We start from the raw sequence: 19734 nt of genomic DNA on the forward strand, positions 1-19734 counted from the left end.
GGCTGACCCCGCGGGGTCGGCCGGCGTCCCGGCCCCCGGCCGCGCGGCGGCGGGCCCGGTGCTCAGGCCCGGCGCTCAGGCCCGGCAGAGCCCGGTCGACCACTCGACGGTCGCGGCGGCCTGCGAGTACGTCCACTGCGGTGCCAGCAGGTCGCGGTCCAGCTGGGCCGCGGCGCCCTTGTCCTCGACGATGTAGCCGAAGTCCTGCAGCCAGGCGGGGTACAGGTTCTTCGAACCGATGTAGAACGCCGCGCCGTCGACCGCGACCAGCTTGTGGTGCAGCGCGAACGGGCGCCCGTCCGCCCAGGTGGCGGTCGGCGCCGCGCGGAAGGAGGCGAGCTGGAGGTTGCCGCAGAGCGCGGCGCCGGCCTTCGCCGGGTCGCCGGTCAGGGTGTTCAGCCGGGCGCGCAGCACATCGGAGACCTCGGAGAGCGACTTGATCTGCGAGTAGCCCCCGCTGCCGACCGCGCCCCGGTTGGCCGGGTCACTGACCACGATCCGCACCTTGACCCCGGCGGCGAGCTTGGCCGCCAGCAGGTCGTACAGCCTGGCGTCGTAGCGCGGCAGCGGCGGGCAGGTGCCGTTCATGTCCTGCTGGGAGATCTCGATGTGGTCGCGGGCGCTGCCGACGAGCGCGCGCAGGGCGTTCTCCTCGGGGTTGACCGTCTCGTAGTCCCGGTCGGCGTTGGTGTTGTCGTGCAGCGCGAGCGGACCGCACTGGGTCCGGGCCACCCCGGCGACCGGGCCGGGCCGGTAGGCCGAGGCGGGGTCGGCGGCCTTGATGCCGACGCCCAGGCCGCCGACGGCGATGACGGGGACGGTGCCGGTGGCGGGCGCCGCGGGGTTGAGGTCCCGCTCCATCGAGGGCCGGCAGGCGCCGCCGTCCGAGGAGGCGAACCACGCGTTGTCGAACAGGCCGGTGCGGCCGCAGGTCCACTCCCACAGGGTGTCCAGGTAGCGCGCGGCCGAGGTGGCGGCCGGGCCGGTCAGGGCGAGGTCGACGTCCGAGACCGGGTGCGCGGTGTCGAGGTAGTCGTCCTTCCAACCGTTGATGCCACCGGCGATCACGCTGCGGCCGTCGACCACCAGCAGCTTGGAGTGGTTCCAGGACAGCGCCGTGCGCGAGGTGGTCATCGAGGCGATGTTCAGGGTCACCGAGCCGGCCGCGGGGCCGAGCTTGGCGAGCAGCTCGTCGCGGTAGCGCGAGGGCAGGATGTTGGCGTTGTAGAGCGGCGCCGCCCCGACCAGGATCCGGACCTGGAGACGGTGGCCGGCGGCGGCCGAGGCCTTGAGCCCCTCCACCAGCGCGTCCTGGAAGCCGCCGTTGGGGAACGGCGCCAGGGTGGAGACGTCGACCGTCCGGGTGGCGGCGGCGACGTCCGCCTTCATCCGGGCGAGCAGCGCGCGGGTACCCCGGCGGTCGGCGCACGCGGCGTCGCCCCAGCAACCGGGCGTCTGGAGCAGCCAGCCGGCCGGGTCGTCGGTGGCGGAGGTCAGCGCGTTGCCCTCGGTGCGCTCCCAGACCGAGCCCTCCAGGCCGGGCGACACCTCGCGCAGCGCGCGCTCGACCGCGTCGAGGTGGGCCGTCCCGCCGTCGGCGCCGGCCCCCTCCGCGGGGGCCGCGTGGGCCGACGGGGGCGCGACGGCGGCGAACAGGGCGGTGGCGGCGGCGACGGCCAGGGCCGATCGCACGAGGCGGCCGGACCGGTGGGACCAGGGGAGGTGCACGTGAGGTTCCTTCAGGAAGCGGCGGGTGGTTCACCCGTGGGACGACCTGAGATTACCCAAAAGTAACTTCTCGTCCAACTGCACATGACAATCAGTCACCGGGCCGGAAACAGACCTGCCGTTCGGCCCCCGCCGATCGGCCGACACGACGTCAGGACGACGGTCGCGGGAGCGGTCGGGCACCCCGGCCCGAGGGCGCGGCGGGCTGTGCGGGACGGTCTCCGGGGCGGTCGGGTCGGCCGGCCGCCCCCCGACCGTCCGGGGCGTCCGGGCGGGTGACGGCGGCGGCGATCCACACCGTCCGACCGGCGAGCCGGACGCCCGGCCGACCCCCGATCCGTACCGTCGGCCCATGTCCCTCGGCCTGCTCGCGGCGCTCCTGGCCGCCCTCCTCACCGGCTCGGCCACCGTCCTCCAGGCGGTGGGCGCGCGCCGCGCCGCGGTCGGTCACGAGGCGGGCGAGGCCGCTGCCCTGGCCGGGGCGTTCCGCCAGTGGCCGTTCCTGGTGGGCGTCGGGATGGACATGCTCGGGTTCGCCGCCGAACTGGTCGCCCTGGAGCGGCTGCCGCTCTACGTGGTCGAGGCCGCCCTGGCCTCCGCGCTCGCCGTCACCGCCGTCGGAGCGGCCCGGGTGCTGCGGATCCGGCTGCGCCGCAGCGAGTGGGCCGGGGTGGTGTCGGTCTGCGCCGGACTCTGCGTGCTCGCCCTCACCGCCGGACGCGACGGCAGCGGCACCGGCGATCCGCCGCTGCGGCTGGGGGTCCTGCTGGTCTCGGTCGTCCTGACGGTCGTGGGGTGGGCGGTGGTCCACCTCGCCGGCTCGCGCCGGGCCCCACTGCTGGGCCTGGTGGCCGGCCTTCAGTTCGGCGTGGTGGGCGTCGCGGTGCGGGTGCTGCCGGAGCCGCGGCTGCCGCAGCTGTTCGGCGAGCCGTCGGCGTACGCGATCGCCGTCGCCGGGCTCGGCGGCTTCACCGCGCTGACCTGGGCCATGCAGAGCGGCTCGGTCACCGCCGCGACGGCGGCGATGGTGCTCGGCGAGACCCTCGGCCCGGCGGTCGTCGGGGTGCTCGTCCTCGGCGACCACACCCGTCACGACGCGACACCGCTCGCCGTCGCCGGCTTCGCCGCCGCGATCGTGGGCGCCCTGACCCTGGCGCGCTTCGGCGACGCCGAACAGCCTGCCCCGGCCACCGGACCCCCTCCCTGAACTGCTCCTCGATGCCGGGCGGTTCCCCTACCGCCGAAGGAATGTGACGGTTCGTCACATCCACTCCTGGCATCGGGACGGGCGCCGGACGGGCGGGCGCGGATCCCCGAAGAAGTGGGCCGCCCGGCCGGCCTGTTCGGCGTCGACCGGATCAGGCCGTCCGGACCGCCCCGGCGCAGGGCGCCTCGGTGGCGCCGGACGCCCCGTCACGCCGTGCCGCCCCGCCTGCGCCCGCCCCGGCGAGGCGGAGCCGCCGGCGGGCACCCGAGGGGGCGGGCCGGGCCGCGGACCCGCGCCCGCCACCCGGACCCGCCCCCGCCGGGATGTCAGACCGCCGGACCGGCGAGGACCTCGTTGACCAGGTCCCGTGCCTCGGCCTGGACCCGGGCGAGGTGGTCGGCGCCGTGGAAGGACTCCGCGTAGATCTTGTAGACGTCCTCGGTGCCCGACGGACGGGCCGCGAACCAGGCGTTCTCGGTGCAGACCTTGATCCCGCCGATCGCCGCGCCGTTGCCCGGCGCCGCGGTGAGGACGGCGGTGACCGGCTCGCCGGCCAGGTCGCCGGCACGGACCTGCTCCGGCGACAGCCGGGCCAGCAGGGCCTTCTGCTCCCGGTCGGCCGGGGCGTCCACCCGGGCGTAGGCGGGGGCGCCGAACCGCTCGGTGAGGTCGCGGTAGTACTCGCTGGGCGTGCGGCCGGTCACGGCGGTGATCTCCGAGGCCAGCAGGGCCAGCAGGATGCCGTCCTTGTCGGTGGTCCACACCCCGCCGTCCCGGCGCAGGAAGGACGCCCCGGCCGACTCCTCGCCGCCGAACGCGATCGAGCCCTCCAGCAGCCCGTCCACGAACCACTTGAAGCCGACCGGCACCTCCAGCAGCTCGCGCTTGAGGTCGCCCGCGACCCGGTCCAGCATCGACGAGGACACCAGCGTCTTGCCGACGGCCGCGTCCGCCGGCCAGTCGGCGCGGTGACGGTAGAGGTAGTCGACGGCGACCGCCAGGTAGTGGTTCGGGTTCATCAGGCCGCCGTCGGGGGTGACGATGCCGTGGCGGTCGGCGTCCGCGTCGTTGCCGGTGGCGATCGCGAACTGGTCCCGGCGCTCGATCAGCGAGGCCATCGCGGCCGGTGAGGAGCAGTCCATCCGGATCTTGCCGTCCCAGTCCAGCGTCATGAACCGCCAGGTCGGGTCGGTGACCGGGTTGACGACGGTCAGGTCCAGGCGGTGCGTCTCGGCGATCCGCCCCCAGTAGGCGACGGAGGCGCCGCCCAGCGGGTCGGCGCCGATGCGCAGGCCCGACGCCCGTACCGCGTCGAGGTCGAGCACCGAGACCAGGTCCTCGGTGTAGGCGGTGAGGTAGTCGTGGCGGCCGGTGGTCGCGGCGGTCAGGGCCCGGGCGTAGGGCACCCGCTTGACGCCCCGCAGGCCGTCCCGGATCAGCGCGTTGGCGCGGTCCTGGATCCAGCCGGTGGCCTCCGAACCGGCCGGGCCGCCGCTCGGCGGGTTGTACTTGAAGCCGCCGTCGCGCGGCGGATTGTGGGAGGGCGTCACCACGATGCCGTCGGCCAGCGCCTGCGGGTGGCGCCGGTTGTGGGCCAGGATCGCGTGCGAGACCGCCGGGGTGGGGGTGTAGCCGTCGGCGATGTCCAGCAGGACGCCGACGCCGTTGGCCGCCAGGACCTCGACGGCGGTGGCCTGGGCCGGCTCGGACAGGGCGTGGGTGTCCGCGCCCAGGAACAGCGGGCCGGTGATGCCCTGGGCCGCCCGGTACTCGCAGATCGCCTGCGTGGTGGCGGCGATGTGGTCCTCGTTGAACGCGGCGTCCAGCGAGGAGCCCCGGTGCCCCGAGGTGCCGAACGCCACCCGCTGGCCCGGCTCCTCCGGATCCGGGTGCAGCGTGTAGTACGCCGTCACCAACCGCGCCACGTCCACCAGGTCGTCCGGCTGCGCCTGCTGCCCGGCCCGTGCGTGTGCCATCGTCTCTCCCACCAGTGTTCCTCGCCGTGCGCCGGCCACGCGGCCCGGCGCTTCCTTGCCCCGTGCTCACCGATCGTAGCCAGCGTGCGACCATCGGCCCACACGGGGCGACGCCCCGGGCGCCGGGGCGTCGCCCCGTCGGGGCCGATCGGACAACCTTGACGGGTCCGAGGCCGCTCAGTCGCCGACGGGCGGCTCCGGTGTCCCCGCCCCGGGGCCGGACGGGGACCGCAGGGCCAGGAGGACGCCCCCGCCGGCGGCCAGCAGCCCGGTCAGGGCGACCGGGCGCGACCACTCCCCCGCCCCGGTCGGCGCGAACGCGACGGCCAGGACCAGGCCCGACCCGGCGAGCGCGGCCAGCGCGTGCGCGGGCCGGACCCGGTCGCGTTGCGGGCCGAGCAGGTCGACGAGCAGCAGGTAGCCGATCAACAGGCCGGCCGTCACGGCGACCTGGACGAGCGCGGGATCGCCCAGCGCCGCCGCCACCACACTGCCGGCGGCCAGCACCGTGCAGCGGGCCGCGGCGAGCCGGCCGAACCAGGTGTGCGCGCGGCGCGGCGGTTCCTCCAGCGGCGGGGCCGCCCAGAGCGCGAAGGCCCCGGCGGCGACCGCGGCCGCCGACCCGGCCCGGCCCACCACCCCGACGGCGGTGAGGGCGAGCGCGAGGCCGGCGCAGCGCAGCGCGGCCCGTTCGGCCCGGCCGGCCCACGGGGACCACGGGGCCGACCCGGCGGCGGGCCCGGTACCGGCGGCCCCGACAGTGGTCCCGCTCATCGGGCTCCTCCCCCCATCCGGCGGCGCAGCAACGGTGCGAGCGCCAGGTCGAGCGCCTCGCCCGGGGTGTGGCGGACCACCGGGACGCCCCGCGCCCGCAGCGCGGAACGCATCGCCTCGCGCTCGGCGTGCCAGAGCCGCCGGGCCACGGCGCCGACCTCGTCGCCCGGCTCCACCGCCGGTTCGCCCGCCGGGATCTCCACCACGACCAGCGGATTGCCGCGGTCGCGGACGTGGCCGAGCACGTTCAGGATCCGCTGGTCGGCGAGCGAGGTGAACGCGTAGACCAGCGCGTGGCCGGGCAGGGCGGCCAACGGGAGCCGGGGCAGGGCGGGCGCCCGGTGGGACCGGTCCTGACGGACCTCCAGCACGCTCTCCACCATCCGGTAGAACTGCCGGTCGCCGCCGGCGGCGGTGAGCCAGCGCAGCTTCCCGCCGACCGCGATCAGGCCGACCCGGTCGTGCCGGCGCAGGTAGGCCCTGGTCAGCCCGGTGGCCGCGCGCAGCGTCTCGTCCAGGCTGGACAGGCCGGTGGCCGCGTCCCGGAAGTCGGCCAGGGTGTCCAGCAGGACGACCGCGTCGGCGGCCCGCTCGGCCGCGAACTGGTTGATCTGGACGGCGTCCCGGCGGGTGGTCGACGGCCAGTGGATGCGCCGCTGGCGCTCACCGGGCACATGCGGGCGCACGCCGACGACCTCGACGCCGGTGCCCTCCTGGGCGGTGGTGTGCTCACCGAGCCGTTCGGGCAGCCGCACCGGGATCGGGGTGAGGCGGGCCGCCCCCGGCACCGGGAGGACGTCCACCTCCCCGAGGTCGGTGCGCACCGTCCGGCGGGTCAGACCACCGGCGTCGTAGACGTCGAGGTCCACGCTGCCCAGCGTCCAGCGGCCCCAGCGTTCGGCGCGGACGACGAGGTCCACCTCGGTGGCGCCGACGGTCACGGCGCTCAGGGCGACGCCGGGGCCGAGGGCCACGGTCGGGTCGAGCCGGCCGATCCGGCCGTCGTGGCGGACGGCGATCCGGACGGTGATCGGCTCGCCCTCCAGACAGCGGCGCGGTGCGACGGTGCTCTCGGCGGCCAGCCGGGACGGCCGGCCGCGCCCCGGAGCCGCCAGGGCGAGCAGCACCGCCGGGCCCGCCGCCAGGGCGAGCAGCCAGGCGTGGCCGGTGGCCGGCGCGGCGACGGTCGCGGTGACGGCCACCGTGAGCAGGCGCAGGGTCCGCTCGCCGGGCCGCCAGTGGGGCGAGGGCGGGGTGCTGGGCAGGCCGGCCTCGGTGGCCCGGGCGCTGCGGGCCACCAGACGGGCGGCGGACCGGGCGGCGGACCGGTCCGGGCCGGTGGTCCCGGTCCGGGCGGCGGGGTGTCCGGGAGTTCGTTCGGTGGGCCGTGTGACGGTCCGTGCGGCGGTCCGCTCTCCCTTCCGGGCCCGGCCGTCGCGCGCGGGACCCGGCGCCGGGCTCGCGGTCGGGGTGGCGAGCCGCCGTACCGGACGGCGGTCGGGGCCGGCGCTCTGGGCGGCGAGCCGGCGGCCCCGCTGCCCGGGCCGCTCCTCGGCGTCGGCGTCGGCGGCGGCGGCGTCGGCGGGTCGCTCGGCGCTCACCGGGCCGCGCCCGGGACGTCCACCGGGCCGTTCCCGGGCCCGGCGGCCGCGCGCGGTACGGTCTGCGGCGCCGGGACGGCGGCGACCAGCCGCGCCAGGACGTCGTCCGCCTCGATCTGGCGCACCCACAACTCCGGTGTCAGGGTGATCCGGTGGGCCAGCGCCGGAACGGCAAGCGCCTTCACGTCCTCCGGCGTCAGGTAGTCGCGGCCCTCCAGCATCGCGTGGGCCCGGGCCAGTTGGACCAGCGCGAGACCGCCCCGGGGGGAGGCGCCGACCTGGATCTGCGGATCGTTGCGGGTCGCGTCGACCAGCGCGACCACGTAGTCGACCAGATCGTCGTCGACCTCGACCCGCTCCAACGCCGCCCGCATCGCGAGCAGTTCGGCCGGACTGCTGACGGTCTCCAGGACCGGCTCGGGCACCGCGCGGTCCAGCCGGGCGCGGAGCATCGAGGCCTCCAGTCCGGTGGAGAGGTAGCCCATCCGGACCCGGAGCAGGAAGCGGTCGAGCTGCGCTTCCGGGAGCGAGTAGGTGCCCTCGTACTCGATCGGGTTGGCGGTGGCGATCACCACGAAGGGCTGCGGCAGCCGGCGGGTCTCCCCGTCGACGGAGACCTGGCCCTCGGCCATCGCCTCCAGCAACGCGGCCTGGGTCTTCGGCGGGGTCCGGTTGATCTCGTCGGCCAGCAGGAGCTGGGTGAAGAGCGGCCCCGGGCGGAAGACCATCTCCCCGGTGCTCCGGTCGTAGAACGGCGCGCCGGTGACGTCCGAGGGCAGCAGGTCGGGGGTGAACTGGATCCGGCGGAAGTCCAGGCCGAGGGTGGTGGCGAACGAACGTGCCAGCAGGGTCTTGCCGAGGCCGGGCAGGTCCTCGATCAGCACGTGGCCGCCGGCCAGCACACCGAGCATCACCAGTCGGAGGGCCTCGGGCTTGCCGACCACGGCCCGTTCGATCTCCGTGACCACGGCGCGGGCGCGCCGGCCGGCCTCCTGCGGCGTCAGCACGGCCGCCTCGGCCGGACGGCCCGAGGTCTGCGCGGCGTCCTGGGTCTGCCCGGTGTCCGGACCCTGCTCGGTGTCCGGACGCTGCTCGGTGACCGGGGCGGGGGCCTGGGGAACGGCGGTCATGGTTCTCCTGAAGGGCGGCGGTGACCGGCGATCGGCCGGGACCGGCGGGACTGCGGCTGACAGAGGGAGGGGCGGGGAACAGCTGGGGACTACGGAGCTGTGGCGGCGGCGGGGCCACGGAGTCGCGGGCGGTCGCCGGCCGGGAGGGCTAGAGCGATTCGAGCCGGTCGACGAGCGCGAGGAGGACCGGGCCTGGGACGACCGTGTCCGGGTCGGCGGCGTCCGGATCGATCCACGGCCACAACCGGGGGCCGATCAGTTCGGCGGCCCGGTCGCGGTCGGCGGTGAGCGAGACGCCGTGGGCCTCCGAGAGGCGGGCGGCGAAGAGCCGTCGGAGCCGGCCCCGCAGCGGCCGGGCGTCGCCCTTCGGGTCGAGGCCCTGACGGACGGTCCAGTGCCAGTCGCCGAGGCCGGGCTCGCGGGTGTCCAGCAGCCGCGGCCGGCTGCGCAGACCGATGTCGAGGAACCCGGCGCCGGCGACGTAACGGCCGGCGACCGCCGCGGCGGCGACCAGCACGACCGCTCCGGCGACGACCGCGGGCACACCGCCGACCAGGGCGAACAGGACCTCGGCCAGCACCGCGGTGACGGTCAGCTCGATCAGACTGTGCCGGATCGAGCCGGGCACCGCGAGGCCGTCGCGGGACGGGCCCTTGGGGTCGGCGGGGTCGGCGGGGGCGGCCGGGTCCGCCCGGTCGACGGGGGCGGCGCGGCGGAGGCGACCGAGGCGGTCGGCGGGGCCGCCGCCGGCGGCGGGAAAGGCACGGTCGGCCGTCGGCCGGTGCGGGTCGGTCCTCATCGAGACTCTCCGGTCCGGTCGGTCCGCGCTGCTCCGGTCGCTCCTGCGGCCGCCTGCTCGGGCGACTGCCCGGCCCGGTCCGCCAGTCGCTCGGCGAGGGCGTCGAGCGCGGCCTGCGCCCGGCCCACGTGGCCCTGGTCCATCGGGTGGGTGGAGTACCGGGCCTCCCGGAACAGTGCGGTGAGGGCGTGCGCGGGAGCGGGGTCGACGCGGTCGTCGGCGATCGCCCGCTCCAGTAGTTCGGTCGGGCTGTCGGGGGCCTGGCGGGACACCCCGGACAGCGCCAACGAGTCCTCCATCGCCGCGTAACAGGCGATCACCGCCGCCCGCGCGTCGGCCCCGGTCAGGGCGCGCCGACCGGTCACGACGGCGGCGGCGAGGGCGTCCTCGGTCCGGGCGGGCGCGGCCGGCAGCACCACCGGCGGCCGCCGCCGGTGGAAGCGCACCCGCCACAGCACCAGCACGACGAAGACCAGCACGGCGATCACCAGGATGACGCCGAGGACGGCGAACAGCATCGGGATCACATCGGACAGGGCTTCGCTGTCCACCTCACGGGGCTCGGGCGGTGGCGACGCGGACGGCAGGGTGATCTCCGGCAGTGGCAGGTCGTCCCGGGACGGACCGGCCCGCCGGGTGTCCGCGCGGTTGTGGAAGACGAACATCAGCACCGGCACCACGACGGCGGCCCCGGCCAGCAGCACCGCGGTCGCCTCCCGCGTGCGCTCGACCCACGGCGTCGGCCCCGTCAGTCCGCGGACCTCCTCGCGGTAGCGCACCGCGAAGCGGCCGATGACGATCAGCGCGCCGAGGGCGAGCAGCAGCACGAACCCGACGGCGGAGACCGGCACCGCGGCATGGGCCGAACCGAGCGGACCGCCGTCCGGCCGCAGCGTCGAGGCCGCGACCAGCAGGCCGACGATCACCAGCAGGACGCCCGCGAGCCGGCCGCCCGACCCGAACACGCGGTCGGTGGCCCGGTCGCCGTCCGTGTCCTCGGCGCGGTCGCCGGCGTCGTGCCGGTCGGCGCGGTCGCCGTCGTCGGAACGGCTCCGGCCGTCGCGCCGAGGTCCGCTCGGCTGCGTTGTGTCGTTCAAGCGGCCGCCCCCGGTTCCCCCGCCACGCGGTCGGTCCCGCGTGAGGTGCAGCGTCGCACACCAACTGTCACGCTGTCACCCCGCCTTTCGACTGCCGCGCCGGCCGCGGGAGCCGGGCGGTCGCGGGGCCGCCGCGCCCGGGTCAGACCAGGCGGTGCATACCGACGGAGCGCGGGGCCGTCCCGGTGAACCCGTAACGGGCGTAGAGGCGGTGGGCGTCGCCGTCGGCGATCAGGGACACATAGGCGCCCGCCGGGGCCCGGCGCTCCAGCTCGGCGGTGAGCAGCGCCATGATCCGCCCGCCGAGGCCCCGGCCCTGGTGCTCGGGCAGCACGCAGACGTCGACGATCTGGAACACCGACCCGCCGTCGCCCACGATCCGGCCCATGCCGACCACCTCCCCGTCGCGGTGCACCGTCACGCCGTGCCAGGTGTGGGGGAGCCCGGCCGCCACCGCCTCGGCGGGCCGGTCGCTCATCCCCGCACCGGTCCGCAGCCGCCGGAAGGTGTCCACGTCCGGCACACCGGCACGCAGCTCGTAATGGTCAGTATTCGTCTGCATACCTTACATCGTAGACCGTCCGGTCACCGCGCCCGGCCCCCGGCCCCCGCCGTGCGGAGCGACCGGGGGCCGGGGACGTGGCGCCGGGGGCCGAACCGGCCGGGGCCCGGTGGTCAGCCTCGCGACAGGGCCAGGGACTGCACCTCGGGGAGCTTGCGCCAGTCGCTGGAGACGATGCTCGCGTGCGCCCGGGCGAGCTGCTCCGTGCGGCCGCGGGCCTGGTCCGCGGTGGGGTCGGTGCCGCTGATCGCGGGCGCGACGTTGTGCGCGTCCGTCATCGTGAGCAGGTAGTGCCGGCTGTCGTACCAGGAGGTGTCGATGCCGCCCAGGTAGGCGGCGGCATCGCCGTCGAAGACCACGAACCACGGGCGGATCGCCGTCTCCGCGTACTTGGCGCGGGGGTCGCCGGCCGCGGCGCCGTGCACGGCCGGGAACACCTGGGCGTCGCCGATCCGTCCGGCGGCGGCGAGATCGCGCAGGTGGCGTCCGTACTCGACATCGGTGGGCAGGGTGTCGAAGGGGTTGCCCTCCTCGAACGAACCGGGGATCACGTACACCAGCACCCGCCCGGCCAGCGCCGCCCTGGTCGGCCAGTTCCCGGCACGGACCGCCTCGTCGGCGTTCGCGTACGAGCCGCCGCCCGGCTTGGCGAGCAGGTCCGCCGGGCGCAGCACGGCCGAGCCCAGGTGACCGGCGATCAGGGAGTCGAGCTGGGCCGGGCCCATCCCCCGGTTGCCCGCGAAGCCCGCCTTGAGCTCCAGCTTGACCACCAGCGGACCGGCCCCGGGGTGGGCCCCGAGCCAGACCCGGACGTCGTCCAGGCAGGTCTCCAGGTTCTTGTTGGCGCCGCCGGTGTAGAGCTGGGCGGGCGTGCTCGCGCTGACGCAGTTGTTGGCGTTGCCCAGTGGGTTGGAGTGGCTGACCTTCCACTCCTTGGTCACGGTGTCGGTCCAGGCGTCCAGCTCGATCATGCCGGTGCCGGTGTCCAGGCCCTGGGCGAGGTAGCCGAACGCGGCCGGGTCGTAGGTGTTGTGGAGCCCGACGGTGGTGGCGGAGCCGAACGGGAGCTCACCGGCGCCGACGCTCGCGCCGGCCGACTGCGCCGGCAGGAGGGCGGCGGCCGCGGCGAGCAGCCCGGTGGCGATGGTGCCGGCGAGGGCGCGGCGTGCGGTCACGATGGCTTGTCCCCTTGTCACAACGCGGTCGGCGGTCACCTCCGCTGGTCGGCAGGATGGTGCGCCCGAGCATCCCCCACATGAAGCGAACAGAACAAGGCCGTGACGAAATCGGGACGTTCCCACGGCGGAGTCGGATCGGCGCCCGCTCGGGCCCACGGCGTCCGGCCGTGACCGCCGGTCAGGGCCACCGGCCGGGGCCGCCCCTCCTGGACGGCGCCCACCCGGGGGCCCCGGTGGCCGTGGCTCCGGCGCGGGTGAACGGCGCGGGACAGCGGCGGGGCCGTGGCTCCGGCACGGGTGGTCGGCGCGGGACAGCGGCGGGGCCGTGGCTCCGGCACGGGCCCACCAACGGGTTTCCCCGGGGCGGGCGGCGTGGACGGCCCGGCGCGGGCGTCCCGGGCGGCCCGACGATCCCCGGCCGGGGCACTGTCACGGCAAGGCGCCCGGCAGCGCGGGGCTGCCGGGCGCCTTCACCGGTGGACACCGTCGGCGCGGGCCGTCGGATCAGGCCTGCCAGTGCGGCTTGCCGCTGACCATCCGGCAGTAGATCACCCGGCCGCCGGCCTCGTGGGTGCTCTTGCCGAGGTCGTCGTCGCGGCAGAACTGGCCCGCCTTGTAGCAGTTGCCGGCGTTGGAGCGGATCTCGCAGTCCCCGGCGGCCGTATTCGGCTGCGTGGGCGCCGGCTCGGGGTCGGCCGGGGGCTTCACCGTGGTCGCCTTGGGCTCCGGCGCCGCCTTGGTGACGGGCGGCTGGGACTTCGGGGCGGGCGACTGGGGCTTGGCCGTGGTCGGTGCGGGCGCCGGCTCCGCGGGTGGCACCGGCGTGGTGACCGCCGGCGCCGGTGCGGGGTCGGTCACCGCCGGGGGCGGCGTGGTCGGCGCGGGGGTGCTCGGCGCGGCCGTGCCGACGGGGGCGGACGGGGTCGTGACGGCGGGCGGGGTGGCGGCGACAGTGGCACTGTCGGCCGGAGTCGGGTCGCACCCGGTCAGGGCGAGACCGACGGTGAGGACGAGTCCGGCGACGGCGGCCAGGCCGCGACGGCCGCCGCGCATCCGTGAAGACATGAGAGGAGAACGCTCCGTTCCGACGAAAAGATGTTCGTGATTCAATCAGGCTGGCAACACGCCGCTCGCACATCTCCCACACTTCGTTGGCAGATCGAGACCTGACGAACACGGAGCGTCAGCAACGGGCGTTCGCCGATCACCCCTCGTCGAACCGGGCGCACCACCGGGCCGGTCCACACCCGGCCGCACCCGGGCCACGGTCTCCGCCGGACAGGGCCTAAATGCGCCTGCCTGGCCGTGTTTGCCCCGGTTCGCACCACGACGTTGCGTACGGTCGGTGCCTTCCCGGCCGAACCCCGGTCGGCGGGCCAAGGAGACCGGCTGCCGTGCTACGCAAGTGGTGGACCCTCATCGCCGTCTCGGTCGCGACCTTCATGTTGTTGCTCGACATCACGGTGGTGAACGTCGCCCTGCCGTCGATCCGCAAGGACCTCGGTGCCGACTTCACCGATCTGCAGTGGGTGTTCGACGCCTATGCGCTGTCGCTGGCCGCACTGGTGCTGACGGCCGGCTCGCTCGCCGACCGCCTCGGGCGGCGCCGGATGTTCGCCGCGGGTCTGGTGATCTTCTCCGCCGCCTCGCTGCTCTGCGCCCTGTCCCCGAACCCGACCTTCCTCAACGTGTCCCGCGCGATCCAGGGCGTCGGCGGCGCGGTGATGTTCGCGGTGTCGCTGGCGCTGGTCGCCCAGGAGTTCCCGCCCGGCCGCGAGCGGGGCACCGCGATGGGCCTGTACGGGGCGACCATCGGGGTCGCGGTGGCGGTCGGCCCGCTGGTCGGCGGGGCGCTCACCGACTCGCTCGGCTGGGAGTGGATCTTCTACCTCAACGTCCCGATCGGGATGGCGGCACTGATCGTCACCTACCTCAAGCTGGCCGAGAGCCGCGATCCGAACGCCACCAGGGTCGACTGGGCCGGGGTCGCGGCGTTCAGCAGCGGTCTCTTCCTGCTCGTCCTGGCGCTGGTGCGCGGCAACGCCGAGGGGTGGGGCAGCGCGCTGATCGTCTCGCTGTTCGCCGGATCGGCCGTCCTGCTGCTCGCCTTCGTGCTGATCGAGCTCCGCGTCCCCGAGCCGATGCTGCCGCTGCGGCTCTTCCGCCGGCACGCGTTCACCGGCGTGCAGCTCGCCGCGTTCGCGGTGTCCAGCTCGCTCTTCGCCCTGTTCCTCTACCTGACGCTGTACCTGCAGAACTACCTGGGGCTCTCCCCGTTCGCGGCGGGTGTGCGCTACCTGCCCATCACCGCCCTCAGCTTCGTGGTGGCCCCGATCTCCGGCCTGATGCTCTCCCGGGTGCCGGCCCGGCTGATGCTCTTCGTCGGCCTCCTCGCGATCGGTGCGGGGCTCCTCCTGATGGGCGACGTCCAGCCCGGGGACGACTGGACCGGCCTGCTGCCCGGCTTCCTGGTCGGCGGCGTGGGCGTCGGCCTGATCAACCCGGTGATCGCCGACGTGGCAGTCAGCGTGGTGCCCAAGGAGAACAGCGGGATGGCGGCCGGCATCAACGACACCTTCCGACAGGTGGGCATCGCGGTGGGCATCGCCGTCTGGGGGGCGATCTTCGTCGGCCGGGGCGCCGACAAGGTCCGCGAACTGACGGCGGGCACGCCGACCGCGGAGGGCGCCCACCCGCGCGAACTGACCGAGGCCGTGTCCTCCGGCAGCCTGCCGGAGGTCCTCGCCACCCTCCCCGAGCCGGCCCGGCAGGGCGTCGCGGACGCCGCCCGCGCGGGGTTCCTGGACGGCCTGAACGCCGTGCTGCTGCTGGGCGGTGTGGTCAGCCTGGTCGGCGCGGTGCTCGCGCTCTGGCTGGTCCGGGAGAGCGAGATCGACCGCGACACGGCGTAGCCGGGAGGTCGGGCCCGAGCGGCCCGCGCACCGAGCGGCCCGGACCCGGCGCGCTGTGCCGCCGGGCCCGGGCCGCTCGATCTCCCCACTCCCCTCTTTGGCCGATCCGGCCCATCCGGTCTGACCGGTCTGACCGGCAGATCCGGCCGCTCTAGCCGATCGAGACCGTGAAGATCTTGTCGGCGCCGTCCGCCGCCCCGCCGTTGTTGTCGGCGTTGGTGGTGGTGAGCCAGAGCCGGTCGGCCCCGGGCACCTTGGACACCGTCCGCAGCCGGCCGTAGGCGCCGACGTAGTACGCGGTCGGCGTGCCGACGTTCTCGGTGTTCCCGTCGATCGGGACGCGCCACATCCGCTCACCGCGCAGCGCCGCCAGGTAGACCACGTTGCGGACGATGGCGATCCCGCTCGGCGAGGCCTCGTTGACCGGCCAGCTCGCCTTGGGGTTCGTCATCCCCGCCACACCGCAGGTGCCTTCGCAGGTCGGCCAGCCGTAGTTGGCCCCGGGCTTGATCAGGTTGAGCTCGTCGCGCTTGGAGTCGCCGAACTCCGCCTCCCAGAGCCGCCCGTTGCGGTCGAAGGCCAGCCCCTGCGGATTGCGGTGGCCGTAGCTGTAGACGTAGGTGCCGAAGGGGTTGCCGGGCGCGGCCTTGCCGTCGGTGGTCAGCCGCAGGATCTTCCCGTTGAGCGAGTTCTTGTCCTGGGCCAGCGAGGACGTCTGGGCGTCACCGGTCGACGCGTACAGGTAGCCGTCGGGGCCGAAGGCGAGGCGTCCGCCGTTGTGGTAGCGGTTCTTCTTGATGCCCTGGAGCAGCACCTTGTACCCGCCCAGCGCGCTGCCGTCGTACGTCATCCGGACGATCCGGTTGCCCTCGGCGGCGGTGTGCATCAGGTACACGTAGTGGTTGCCGGACCAGTTGGGGTCGACGGCGATGCCGAGCAGGCCGCCCTCGCCGTCGGTGGTGACGGCGTTGGGCACGGTGCCGACCGCCGTCCTGGCGCCTCCGGTGGTCAGCCGGAAGACCTTGAAGCTGTCCCGCTCGGTCACCAGGGCGCTCTTGCCGTCCGGCAGCCAGCCCACGCCCCAGGGAATCGTCCACCCGGTGGACAGGGCGGTCGGCGAGCCCGGGACTCCGCCGTCGGCGGGGCAGGCTCCGGTGGTGAAGGAGACGGCGCCGGAGGGTGCCGAGACGTTGCCGGCGGTGTCCCGGGCGACCACCGACAGGGCGAACGGGGCGTCACAGGCGAGCCCGGTGACCGTCGTCGTGGTGGCCGGCGGGGTACCGGTCACGGTGGCCACCACGGCGTTGCCGCTGCGGACCTCGTAGCCGACCACGCCCTTGTCGTCGGTGGCGGCGCCCCAGGTCAGGGTGGCCCCGGTGGCCGTGACCGCCGAGACGGTCGGGGTGCCCGGCGCGCTCGGCGGCGGGTCGGTGCTCGCCGTGGTGGTGCAGTCGATCGCGACACTGGCCGGCGAGGCGTTGCCGGCGGCGTCCCGGGCGATCACGGTGAGGTTGTAGGTGGTGGCCGGGGTCAGTCCGGTGAGCTGCCAGGACGTCGCGGTGCCCGGCGCCTCGGCCAGCTTGTTGCCGTGCTCGTAGAGGTCGTAGGCCGTGACGCCGACGTTGTCGGTGGCGGCTCCCCAGCCGAGGGTGAGGCCGTTCGGTCCGACGGCGGAGCAGGTCGGCGGGCCGGGGCGGCTCGGCGGGGTGGTGTCGGCCGCCGCGTCCACCCGGAGGCGGTCGAGGTTGGGGCCGCCGTCGGCGGTGGTGGCGGTGGCCCTGATCCGGTTGGTGCCGGCGGCGAGGGTGACGCCGACGGTGCGGTCCGCCCAGGTGTCCCAGTCGGCGGTGGGCGGGAAGGCGACGCCGGCGGCGACGACCTTCCCGTTGACCGCGATGTCCATCGGGCGGTTCGCCGTCCCGGCGTTGGCGTACCGGAAGGCCAAGGAGGCGCTGCCGGCCGCCGTGGCGCTCACCGTGAACTCGACCGCGGAGCCGGTGGTGTTGGTGTAGTCGACGAAGCCGGTACCGGTGTACCCGCTGTGGTTGGTGGCCGCCTTCGCCTGCGTCAGCGCGGCGTCCTCGGCCTGGTGGTCGGTGCTCGCGGTGACCGCCGCCCGGGCGGTGGCCGCCGAAGCCGGCGCCACCACCGCCCCGAGGACCAGGGCGGCCGCGGCGAGTACCGCGCCACCGGCCCTGGCGGCCACCGGCCCCGTACGGCGGGGCTTTCCGGCGCCCGCCACTACGGCACCCAGTGGTTGCCGGAGGCCACGATCATCGACTGGAGCTGCACGCTGCTCCCGTAGTAGAGCTTCTGGTCCACGGGGGTGGCCGCCAACTTGGTCCAGAGCGCGTCCAGCCAGGCCTGCGAGCCCGGGTCGGTCATCGCGGTGACCACGAACGGGGCGGTGAACGCCATGTCGTGCCCGCTGTCGAAGGCGGAACCGTTCAGCTTGTAGCCGGTCACGATGTTCGCCGGGTTGCCGGCCGCCTTGCCCTTGATCCAGCTGTTGATCTTTCGCGCCGAGGCGAGCGAGGCGGCGTCACCGCTGGTGACGGCGTCCGCGCCGATCCGCCAGGGGTCGCGGCAGGCGTTCCAGGAGTAGTCCCCGTCGTTGGGGCTCTCCAGGACCTGGCCGGCGGCCGGCTTGGCCGTGCCGTTGGTGTTGACCACGAAGTCGGCGAGCAGTCCGGTGTTCGGGGCGTAGCCGCTCTGCTGCTTGGTGATCAGGCTCTGGTGCGCGGTGCGGATCGTGTCCCACCCGGCGTCGCCGGTGGCGGTCCGGAAGGCCCGGAAGTGGTCGATCATCCAGTCCGAGGAGCGGGTGACGTAGTAGGTCGAGTCGCCCTTGCTGGACCAGTCGCCGAGCAGCGTCAGGTGCGTGCTCGGGTTGATCTCGCTCGCCTTGATCGCCTTGATGTGCTTCACGGCCAGGTCCTTGTAGTTGTACGTGCCCGTGCTGCCCCACTGCCGGTCGGCGAGCAGCAGCCCGTAGGCGACGTCGAGGTCCCCGTCGGTGGCCGAGTCGGAGCCGTTGACGGACTTGCAGGAGGAGTCCTGCTCGGCCGCCAGCAGATCGGCGTTGTTGACCGACTTGTGCGCGAGCACGTACTTCACCAGGCCGTCGAAGACGGTCTTCGCGTTGGGGTCGGCGCCGGCCATGGTGGCGGTGACGACCATGCCGTAGCCCTGGGCCTCGGCCACGTACGGGTGGTCGGCGTCCGGCGAGATCACCTGGTACCAGCCGTTGCCGCAGTTCTGCTTGACGAACGCGGCCTTCCAGGCGTTGTAGACGGCGACGACCTTCTGGTCGAGGTCGGCCTGCGCGCCGGTGGGCTTGAGGATCCCGGCGGCGTACGGGTAGCGGTGGCCGCCGAAGGGCACGGCGGGCCCGGCGGCGGCCTGCTGCGACACGGCGGACACAGCGGAAGCGGTGGACACGGTGGCGGACGCGGCGGGCGCGGTGAGCAGCCCGGCCGCCAGGCCGGCGCCCGCGAGGACGGCGGCGGTGGTGCGACAGTGGCGCGCGGTGGTGGTCAGCGGTGACATCGGCGTACTCCTCAACCCTGGTACTGGACGACGATCTTGGTGAACTCGTACGGGGACTGCGCGACGCCGCTGCAGGCGTCGGCGTCCGTGCCGGCGCCGCAGGCACGGTCGCGGTTGACCGACCAGAAGGCGTACCGGGCCAGGTGGTGCTGCTGCGCGTAGGCGAGGATGGTCCGGAAGTCGGCGGTGGTGACGGTCTCGCCCGCTTCGTCGGTCTTCCCGTTCATCGAGGAGACGCCGATGTGCCGGTAGGCGGCGTCGTCGCTGTAGCCGTAGGCGCTCTTCACCGCCGCCTTGAGGCCCTCCAGCGCGCTGACCGAGGCCTGGCCCATGGTGCCGCTGTGACCGCCGAAGTCGAACGGCATGATCACCCAGCCGTCGTTGGCGAGGCCGGCCGCCGCTCCGCGCTTGATCAGGTCCTTGCCGGTGGCGTCCGGGCCGCTCGGGGTGGTGCCCATGGTCACGTAGGTGACGATGCCCGGGTTCTTGGTCTTGACGATCTTCAGGGCGTCGACGACGCGCTGCCGGACCGTCGCGTCGGAGAACTCGGTGTCCTCGATGTCGATGTCCAGCGCCTTGAGCTTGTAGGCGTCGATGACCTTCTGGTAGGCGCCGGCCAGCGCGCTCGCGCTGGAACACTTCTCGCCCAGCTTGTTGCCGCTCCAGCCGCCGACGGACACCACGACGTCACCGCCGGCCGCCCGGATCGACGTGATCGCGGCCTCGTCGGAGCCGCCCTTGAGCGCCCGACTGCCGTCCCACTTCGGGTTGCAGCCGCCGTCGGAGAGGATGAACGCGAGGGTGAACCACTTCACCCCGGCCGCCTTCATCACGTCGGTGGGCTTCTGCGGGCTGCCCCAGCCCAGGTACTCGTAGGGTGCGGCGGCCATCGCCGGCACGGCCGCCGCGACGGGAGCAGGCGGGGCGGCGGTGGCGGCCGACGCGGTGGCCGCCGGGGCCAGCAGCAGGGTGGCCGAGCCGAGCGCGGCGGCCAGCAGCGGGGCCGTGCGGCGGACTCCGATGGATTTGTGCATGCCAACTCACTTTCGTCAATCCTCCGCCCGGGGGCGGCGGATCAGGGGGAGGACGGGCGAGCACTCGCGAACGGTCCGACGGCGACCGTGGCGGGCGCCACCAGGATCGGGGCACCCGGCCGCCGGGTCAATGACTTTCGTTAGGAAAGTTTCCCAATGGTCAACCGTCGCAACCCCCGTTTCACCC

At 74.8% G+C, this 19734-nt stretch carries 15 protein-coding genes; 2 read left to right on the plus strand and 13 right to left on the minus strand.

The window, feature by feature from the left end; genetic code table 11:
* Positions 1-75 precede the first annotated feature (75 nt).
* The gene (locus tag ACFXHB_RS34865) at positions 76-1728 is read right to left on the minus strand and encodes a phospholipase (RefSeq protein WP_380579302.1); all 1653 of its coding nucleotides are present in this window, start codon (positions 1726-1728) and stop codon (positions 76-78) included.
* A 352-nt stretch (positions 1729-2080) separates the two neighbouring features.
* On the opposite strand from ACFXHB_RS34865, the gene ACFXHB_RS34870 reads away from it, so the two are divergent.
* Positions 2081-2935 (plus strand): hypothetical protein, encoded by an 855-nt coding sequence (locus tag ACFXHB_RS34870; protein WP_380579304.1) that lies wholly within the window; start codon positions 2081-2083, stop codon positions 2933-2935.
* Between the two features lie 326 nt (positions 2936-3261).
* Here the strand turns inward: ACFXHB_RS34870 and pgm are convergent, their stop codons facing one another.
* The 9 genes from pgm to ACFXHB_RS34915 form a co-directional block, all read right to left on the minus strand.
* Complete coding sequence (gene pgm / locus ACFXHB_RS34875; RefSeq protein ID WP_380579306.1) at positions 3262-4911, minus strand: phosphoglucomutase (alpha-D-glucose-1,6-bisphosphate-dependent); 1650 nt, start codon at positions 4909-4911, stop codon at positions 3262-3264.
* Positions 4912-5088: 177 nt separating this feature from the next.
* Positions 5089-5685: a hypothetical protein gene (locus tag ACFXHB_RS34880; protein WP_380579308.1), complete on the minus strand. Its 597-nt coding sequence runs from the start codon at positions 5683-5685 to the stop codon at positions 5089-5091.
* On the minus strand, positions 5682-7286 hold the full coding sequence (locus ACFXHB_RS34885; protein ID WP_380579310.1) for a DUF58 domain-containing protein: 1605 nt from the start codon (positions 7284-7286) through the stop codon (positions 5682-5684). Before ACFXHB_RS34885 ends, ACFXHB_RS34880 begins: the two co-directional genes overlap by 4 nt.
* Positions 7283-8416 carry an AAA family ATPase gene (locus ACFXHB_RS34890; protein WP_380579312.1) on the minus strand — a complete coding sequence of 378 codons (1134 nt, stop codon included), beginning with the start codon at positions 8414-8416 and terminating at the stop codon, positions 7283-7285. Before ACFXHB_RS34890 ends, ACFXHB_RS34885 begins: the two co-directional genes overlap by 4 nt.
* Before the next feature lie 148 nt (positions 8417-8564).
* Entirely contained in the window at positions 8565-9215 is a 651-nt protein-coding gene (locus ACFXHB_RS34895; RefSeq protein ID WP_380579314.1) for a hypothetical protein, read from the minus strand.
* Positions 9212-10312 (minus strand): DUF4129 domain-containing protein, encoded by a 1101-nt coding sequence (locus ACFXHB_RS34900; protein ID WP_380579316.1) that lies wholly within the window; start codon positions 10310-10312, stop codon positions 9212-9214. Before ACFXHB_RS34900 ends, ACFXHB_RS34895 begins: the two co-directional genes overlap by 4 nt.
* 142 nt (positions 10313-10454) lie before the next feature.
* Complete coding sequence (locus ACFXHB_RS34905) at positions 10455-10874, minus strand: GNAT family N-acetyltransferase (RefSeq protein WP_380579318.1); 420 nt, start codon at positions 10872-10874, stop codon at positions 10455-10457.
* Positions 10875-10987: 113 nt separating this feature from the next.
* Entirely contained in the window at positions 10988-12049 is a 1062-nt protein-coding gene (locus ACFXHB_RS34910; RefSeq protein WP_380579320.1) for a phosphatidylinositol-specific phospholipase C domain-containing protein, read from the minus strand.
* Between the two features lie 507 nt (positions 12050-12556).
* Complete coding sequence (locus ACFXHB_RS34915) at positions 12557-13117, minus strand: hypothetical protein (RefSeq protein WP_380579322.1); 561 nt, start codon at positions 13115-13117, stop codon at positions 12557-12559.
* 329 nt (positions 13118-13446) lie between these two features.
* On the opposite strand from ACFXHB_RS34915, the gene ACFXHB_RS34920 reads away from it, so the two are divergent.
* A complete protein-coding gene (locus ACFXHB_RS34920) occupies positions 13447-14964 on the plus strand; it encodes an MFS transporter (protein WP_380579324.1) in 1518 nt (505 codons plus the stop codon).
* 151 nt (positions 14965-15115) lie between these two features.
* Here ACFXHB_RS34920 and ACFXHB_RS34925 read toward each other — a convergent pair whose 3' ends face one another.
* The 3 genes from ACFXHB_RS34925 to ACFXHB_RS34935 are packed head-to-tail and all read right to left on the minus strand — an operon-like array spanning position 15116 to position 19547.
* The gene (locus ACFXHB_RS34925) at positions 15116-17170 is read right to left on the minus strand and encodes a PQQ-dependent sugar dehydrogenase (RefSeq protein ID WP_380579326.1); all 2055 of its coding nucleotides are present in this window, start codon (positions 17168-17170) and stop codon (positions 15116-15118) included.
* 35 nt (positions 17171-17205) lie between these two features.
* On the minus strand, positions 17206-18513 hold the full coding sequence (locus ACFXHB_RS34930) for a glycosyl hydrolase family 8 (RefSeq protein ID WP_380579328.1): 1308 nt from the start codon (positions 18511-18513) through the stop codon (positions 17206-17208).
* An 11-nt stretch (positions 18514-18524) separates the two neighbouring features.
* Positions 18525-19547, minus strand: coding sequence for a chitinase (locus ACFXHB_RS34935; RefSeq protein ID WP_380579330.1), 1023 nt, complete (start codon positions 19545-19547; stop codon positions 18525-18527).
* Positions 19548-19734 lie beyond the last annotated feature (187 nt).

The organism is Kitasatospora sp. NPDC059327, assembly GCF_042752535.1.
In the GTDB taxonomy this organism is placed as follows: Bacteria; Actinomycetota; Actinomycetes; order Streptomycetales; family Streptomycetaceae; genus Kitasatospora.